Annotated in this window: 6 protein-coding genes; 1 reads left to right on the top strand and 5 read right to left on the bottom strand. The window is 66.9% G+C overall.

The window, feature by feature from the left end; translation table 11 throughout:
* The 3 genes from VGC18_RS07005 to VGC18_RS06995 form a co-directional block, all read right to left on the bottom strand.
* The coding region (locus VGC18_RS07005; RefSeq protein ID WP_331095658.1) for a 3-deoxy-7-phosphoheptulonate synthase class II at positions 1-923 on the bottom strand (923 nt) is incomplete at its 3' end.
* 111 nt (positions 924-1,034) lie between these two features.
* Positions 1,035-1,724: a lysophospholipid acyltransferase family protein gene (locus tag VGC18_RS07000; RefSeq protein WP_331095656.1), complete on the bottom strand. Its 690-nt coding sequence runs from the start codon at positions 1,722-1,724 to the stop codon at positions 1,035-1,037.
* A gap of 48 nt (positions 1,725-1,772) precedes the next feature.
* On the bottom strand, positions 1,773-2,720 hold the full coding sequence (locus VGC18_RS06995) for an ROK family glucokinase (RefSeq protein ID WP_331095654.1): 948 nt from the start codon (positions 2,718-2,720) through the stop codon (positions 1,773-1,775).
* Positions 2,721-2,902: 182 nt separating this feature from the next.
* On the opposite strand from VGC18_RS06995, the gene VGC18_RS06990 reads away from it, so the two are divergent.
* Positions 2,903-4,723: a long-chain fatty acid--CoA ligase gene (locus VGC18_RS06990; protein ID WP_331095652.1), complete on the top strand. Its 1,821-nt coding sequence runs from the start codon at positions 2,903-2,905 to the stop codon at positions 4,721-4,723.
* A gap of 21 nt (positions 4,724-4,744) precedes the next feature.
* On the opposite strand, the gene VGC18_RS06985 is transcribed toward VGC18_RS06990, so the two are convergent.
* Together VGC18_RS06985 and VGC18_RS06980 are read right to left on the bottom strand one after the other, a co-directional pair.
* On the bottom strand, positions 4,745-5,233 hold the full coding sequence (locus VGC18_RS06985) for a peptide deformylase (RefSeq protein ID WP_331095650.1): 489 nt from the start codon (positions 5,231-5,233) through the stop codon (positions 4,745-4,747).
* A gap of 70 nt (positions 5,234-5,303) precedes the next feature.
* Positions 5,304-5,975: MinD/ParA family ATP-binding protein (locus tag VGC18_RS06980; protein WP_414672864.1), on the bottom strand; the 672-nt coding region annotated here is incomplete at its 5' end.

Here is a 5,975-nt window from a genome sequence, read left to right as displayed (position 1 = left end):
GGCTCGCGATCGGGGTCGAGCTTGTCGATGAGCCGCTCCATGACATCCGGAGTGGTCGAGGGGCCGAGCTTCACCCCGATGGGGTTGCGCAGCCGGGAGAAGTAGTCGATGTGCGCGCCGTCGAGGTCGCGGGTGCGCTCGCCGACCCAGAGGAAGTGGGCGGAGGTGTTGACCGGGGTGCCGTTGCGCGAGTCGATGCGGGTCATCGGGCGCTCGTAGTCCATGAGCAGGCCCTCGTGGCTGGTGTAGAACTCGACCCTCTTCAGCTCGTCGAAGTCGGCACCGGCCGCCACCATGAACTTGATCGCCTTGTCGATGTCGCGGGCCATCTGCTCGTAGCGCGCGTTGGCCGGGTTCCTGGCGAAGCCCTGGTTCCAGCGATGCACCTCTCGCAGGTCGGCGAAGCCGCCCTGGGTGAAGGCACGGACCAGATTGAGCGTCGAGGCGGAGGTGTGGTACCCCTGCACGAGGCGGCGGGGATCGGCCTCGCGGGACTCCGGGGTGAAGTCGTACCCGTTGACGATGTCGCCCCGGTAGGCCGGCAGCGTCACCTCTCCCCTGGTCTCCATCTCGCTCGACCGGGGCTTGGCGAACTGACCGGCCATCCTCCCCATCTTGATGACGGGGGTGGATGCGCCGTAGGTGAGGACGACGGCCATCTGCAGGATGGTCTTGACCCGGTTGCGGATCGCGTCCGCCGTCGCACCGGCGAAGGTCTCCGCGCAGTCACCGCCCTGGAGCAGGAAGGCATCCCCCGCCGCCGCGGAGGCGAGACGTTCGCGCAGCACGTCGATCTCGCCGGCGAAGACGAGCGGTGGCAGCGAGGCGATCTCGTCGGATGCCGCCTGGGCGGCGACGGTGTCCGGCCACTGGGGCTGCTGTTTGATCGGCAGCGTGCGCCACTGGTCGAGGCCGGCGATCACGGAGGGATCGGCAGGCACCACGGGATCTTCGTTGCTGTCCAGCACGACGGTGTTTCCTTAAAACTGCGGTGTGACGGGTGGTGGGAATGAAAGAGAGGCCAGCCAACAAGCCTATCGGCTGGCCGCCTTCTGCCTCTCTTTAACCGAAGAGGCGTAGACGTCCACATATTCCTGACCGCTGAGGCGGTCGAGCTCGTACATGATCTCGTCGGTGATGGATCGCAGGATGAAGCGGTCGCCCTCGAGCCCGGCGAAGCGCGAGAAGTCGAGCGGCTTGCCGATCACGATGCCGATCCTGCGCACCTTGGGAAGGCGCTGCCCGATCGGCATGACCTTCTCCGTGTCGATCATCGCGACCGGGACCACGGGCACACCCGCCTCAAGGATCATCCGCGCGACGCCGGTGCGGCCGCGATAGAGCTTCGCGTCGGGGCTGCGGGTGCCCTCCGGATAGATGCCGAGCACCTCACCCCTGGCGAGAACGGCGAGACCGGTCTCCAGCGACGCCTCGGATGCTTTGCCACCCGACCGATCGATCGGCAGCATTCCTGTCGCGGTGAGGAAGTTCCGGGTGAACCAGCCCTTCAGCCCGCGCGTCGTGTAATAGTCGCTCTTCGCCAGGAAGCTGATGCGCCGATCCATGACGAGCGGGAGGAACACCGAGTCGATGAAGGAGAGGTGATTGCTCGCCATGATGACCCCTCCCGTCTTCGGGATATTCTCATGGCCGGTCACCCAAGGACGGAAGATCGTCTTCAGGAGAGGACCGGCAACCAGGTTCTTCATGAACCAATAGAACATTCGCAACCGCCCTACAGAAAGTTGGCCTAACTCTAGCCCGAATCCGCGCTAGAGGGCCTCGACGTGCAACCTCGCGAGGTCGGCGGCGCCGACCACGCCGGCGTCGTTGACGAGCTCCGCAATCACGAACTCCGGCTCTGGGTGATAGCCGCGAGCCGGCAGGTGCTGCAGATAGGACTCCCGGATCGGGTCGAGCAACAGGTCTCCCGACATCGCCACTCCCCCGCCGAAGACGAAGAGCTGGGGGTCGAGGATCGCGCTGAGCGACGCGCAGGCCTGACCGAGCCAGGTTCCGAGCTCGCGCAGCGCCTGGAGCGCTCCGGTGTCGCCGTCGGCGATGAGGGTCGCCACGTCCTGGCCGGTGAGCACCCCGTTCTGCTCGCGCACGGTGGCGAGACCGAGACCGATGCCACCGACGTCGGCGATGGCATTGGCCATCCTCAACAGGGCCCGTCCGGAGCCGTACTGCTCGATGCATCCCTTGGCGCCGCAGCCGCATGGCAGACCGTCCGGGACGACCCGCATGTGGCCGAGCTCTGCACCGGCGCCGAAGCCGCCGCGGAACAGGCGATCCTGGGTGACGATCGCCCCACCGACACCCGTCCCGATGGTCAGCATGGTCATGTCGCTGACCAGTCGCCCTGCACCGAACCGGAACTCGGCCCAGCCGGCGGCGTTCGCGTCGTTGTCGATCGTGATGTCGAGGGGAAGCCGCTCGAGCAGCCTCGCCCGGAGCGGCTCGTGCCGCCAGCTGATGTTGGGGGTGTAGTAGACGGTCGACTGGGCGGCGTCGATGAAGCCGGGCGCCGCCACCCCCGCCGCCCTGACGTCCTGCCCGTCGGAGAGCTTCTCGATCATCGTGACGACGGCGTCGACGAGAGCGTCGGAGTCTCCCGCCGGGGTGACCACACGGTCCTCCGCCAGGATCTCGCCCAATTCCGAGACCAGAGCCCCCGCGATTTTGGTTCCCCCGATGTCGATTCCGATTGCATGCACGAGCCAGGGACCTCTTCTGTTTCTACGGGTGGGCGGCGCGGGTCGAACCCTCATGGGTTCCCCAGAAGCACCACCTAGAGTTTAGGGAAAACGGGGTGCATCACGCCATTCAGCTCGGGTGCGGTGGACCCTTAAGCTTGTTATGTTGTAACGCTTACCGTACCGGTACCAAAGGAGTTGCCGTGAAACAGTACGACGTACCAGCCCTCGTGACGCCGGATCCCGACGCCAACGTGACCGACCTGCTCATTGAGCGAGTGGCCTCGACACCGGACCTCCCCCTCTTCTCCCGGCCGCAGCCGGACGGCGGATGGCTGGATGTGACGGCGAGCGAATTCCTGAGACAGGTGATCGCGCTGTCCAAGGGTCTCGTGGCCGCGGGCATCCAGCCGGGCGACAGGATCGGCCTCATGTGCCACACCCGCTACGAGTGGACGCTCCTGGATTTCGCCACCTGGTTCGCCGGTGCGATCCTCGTTCCGATCTACGAGACCTCGGCGCCCAGCCAGGTGCTCTGGGACCTGAGCGACTCCGGGGCGGTCGCGATGGTCACCGAGACCGCCGACCACTTCGCCCGCTTCGACGAGGTGCGCGCCGACCTGCCGCTCGTCGACCACGTGTGGCAGATCGGGCTCGGCGACCTGGACAAGCTCGCCGCATCCGGCACGGCGGTCCCCGACGAGGAGATCGAACGGCGCAGGAGCCTCGCGAAGGGCTCCGACCTCGCCACGCTTATCTACACGGCGGGGACGACCGGCCGCCCGAAGGGGTGCATGCTCACCCACTCGAACTTCGTCGAACTGAGCCGCAACGCCGCCAAGGCGATCCCCGAGGTCGTCAACACCGGCTCGAGCACCCTGCTGTTCATCACCACCGCACACGTCTTCGCCCGGTTCATCACGGTGCTCTGCATCCACGGAGGGGTGAAGGTCGGCCACCAGGCGGACACCTCGCGCCTGCTGCCCGCCATGGCCTCGTTCCGGCCGACCTTCCTGCTGGCCGTCCCGCGGGTCTTCGAGAAGATCTACAACTCCTCGGAGCAGAAGGCGGAGGGCGGCGGAAAGGGCGCCATCTTCCGCAAGGCCGCCGCCGTCGCCATCGAGCACTCGAAGGCCCTGGATGCCGGAGCGGTGCCGTTCCGGCTGAGGGCGCAGTTCGCGGTGCTGGACCGGCTGGTGCTCTCCAAGATCCGCACGGCGATGGGCGGACGGGTGGCCTACGCGGTCTCCGGTTCGGCCCCCCTCGGCCTCCGACTCGGCCACTTCTATCGCAGCCTCGGCGTGACGATCCTCGAGGGCTACGGCCTGACCGAGACCACCGCGCCCGTCTCCGTGAACCTGCCCTCCCACTTCATCATCGGCACGGTCGGGCCGCCCCTGCCGGGGATGTCGGTGCGCATCGCCGACGACGGCGAGATCCACGCGAAGGGCATCGACATCTTCGCCGGCTACTGGAACAACCCGCAGGCGACGGCGGAGGCCTTCGACGGCGAGTGGTTCAAGACGGGCGACCTCGGCCAGATCGACGAGAACGGCTACCTGACGATCACCGGACGCAAGAAGGAGATCATCGTGACGGCCGGCGGCAAGAACGTCGCACCGGCCCAGCTCGAGGACCCCATCCGGGCCAATCCGATCATCAGCCAGGTCGTCGTCGCCGGGGAGCAAAAGCCCTTCATCTCCGCCCTCGTCACCCTGGACGAGGAGATGCTGCCGGTCTGGCTGAGGCACAAGGGCGAGGACCCGAAGATGAGCGCGGCGGAGGCCGCGACGAATCCGGCGGTCATCGCGGAGGTTCAGCGGGCGGTGGACGCCGCGAACTCCCTCGTCTCGCGGGCGGAGTCGATTCGCAAGTTCGTCATCCTGCCGGAGGATCTCACCGAGGAGAACGGGCATCTCACGCCCAAACTGAGTGTCAAGCGCTCCGTCGTGCTCACCGACTTCGCCGACATCATCGAGGGGATGTACGCGGGGGCGCCGGCCACCGAGCCGATCCAGCTGTAGCGGCCGACCGGAGTGATGGACTCAGAACCAGGGTGATTCCCGGATGAGTCGCATGGCCTCGCGTCTCGTCTCCTTGTCGAGACCCTCGATGTAGAGCTTGCCGTCGAGATGGTCGGTCTCGTGCTGCAGGGCCTGCGCCATGACCCCCGTTCCGCTCAGCTCGATCGGGTTTCCCTCGAGGTCCTCACCGGTCACCCGGGCGAACGGATACCGCAGGCGGGGGAAGTAGAAGCCGGGAACGGACAGGCATCCCTCGTCCATCAGCTCCGGCTCCCCGGAGACCTCCACGAGCACCGGGTTGATGATATAGCCGACCCTGTCGTCGACGTTGTAGCTGAAGGCCCGCTGGTTGACGCCGATCTGCGGCGCGGCGACGCCGGCACGGCCGGGGACCTTGACGGTCTCGACGAGGTCCTCGATGAGGCCGGTCACGTCGTCCTCCGGGGTGATCGGGGCAGACACGGTCTTCAGGACGGGGTCGCCGAAGATCCTGATCTGTCGTTCGGTCATTCGGTGGAACTCGCTTTCTGCTCGGACTCCCTCGTCCGCTGCGGCAGACGACGGACAGGCGGACCGGCGCTCAGGCGCCCTGACGGACGGGCAGCCCGTCGGTGACCAGCGCCGCCAGCTCCCTGGCCGACGCCTTGGTGAGCGGCTTGAGGTCTCGGTAGTTGATGACGGAGCCCGCGGCGAGCTGCGGGTCGTACGGAATGCGGACGATCTCCCGCACCCTCGACTTGAAGTGGGCCTCGATCTCCTCGAGCTTGACCAGGTTCGTCCCCTGCGTCGCGGTGTTGAGCGCGACGACGGCGTTGCGCACGAGGTCGCCGTAGCCGTTCGCCTCGAGCCAGGTCAGGGTCTCGGAGGCCAGCCTGGCCTCGTCGACGCTCCCGCCGGAGACGATGACCACGGAGTCGGCACGCTGGAGCGTCGCCCGCATGACCGAGTGGACGATTCCCGTTCCGCAGTCGGTGAGCACGATCGAATAGAACCGAGCGGCCAGGTCGGCCACGACATTATAGTCGTTCTCGTCGAAGGCCTCCGACAGCAACGGGTCGGTGTCGGATGCCAGGATGTCCAGCCGCGTCTCGTCGCGGGAGACCATCGTCGTGAAGTCGCTGAAGCTCGTGATCGTGGGCGCCATGGTCACGACGTCGCGGACGGTCGACCTGGTCTGCTTGTTGACCCGCTCGGCGAGGGTTCCCCGATCCGGGTTGGCGTCGATCGCGATGACCCGATCCTCCCGGATGTC

Origin of the sequence: Lacisediminihabitans sp., assembly GCF_036404185.1 — a bacterium.
Classification (GTDB): Bacteria; Actinomycetota; Actinomycetes; order Actinomycetales; family Microbacteriaceae; genus Lacisediminihabitans.
This window is presented reverse-complemented; position numbering and strand designations above follow the sequence as displayed.

Coding starts and splice junctions, on each gene's coding strand:
- VGC18_RS06985 (WP_331095650.1), bottom strand. CDS start 5,233: ATGACCGAACGACAGATCAGGATCTTCGGCGACCCCGTCCTGAAGACC.
- VGC18_RS07000 (WP_331095656.1), bottom strand. CDS start 1,724: ATGTTCTATTGGTTCATGAAGAACCTGGTTGCCGGTCCTCTCCTGAAG.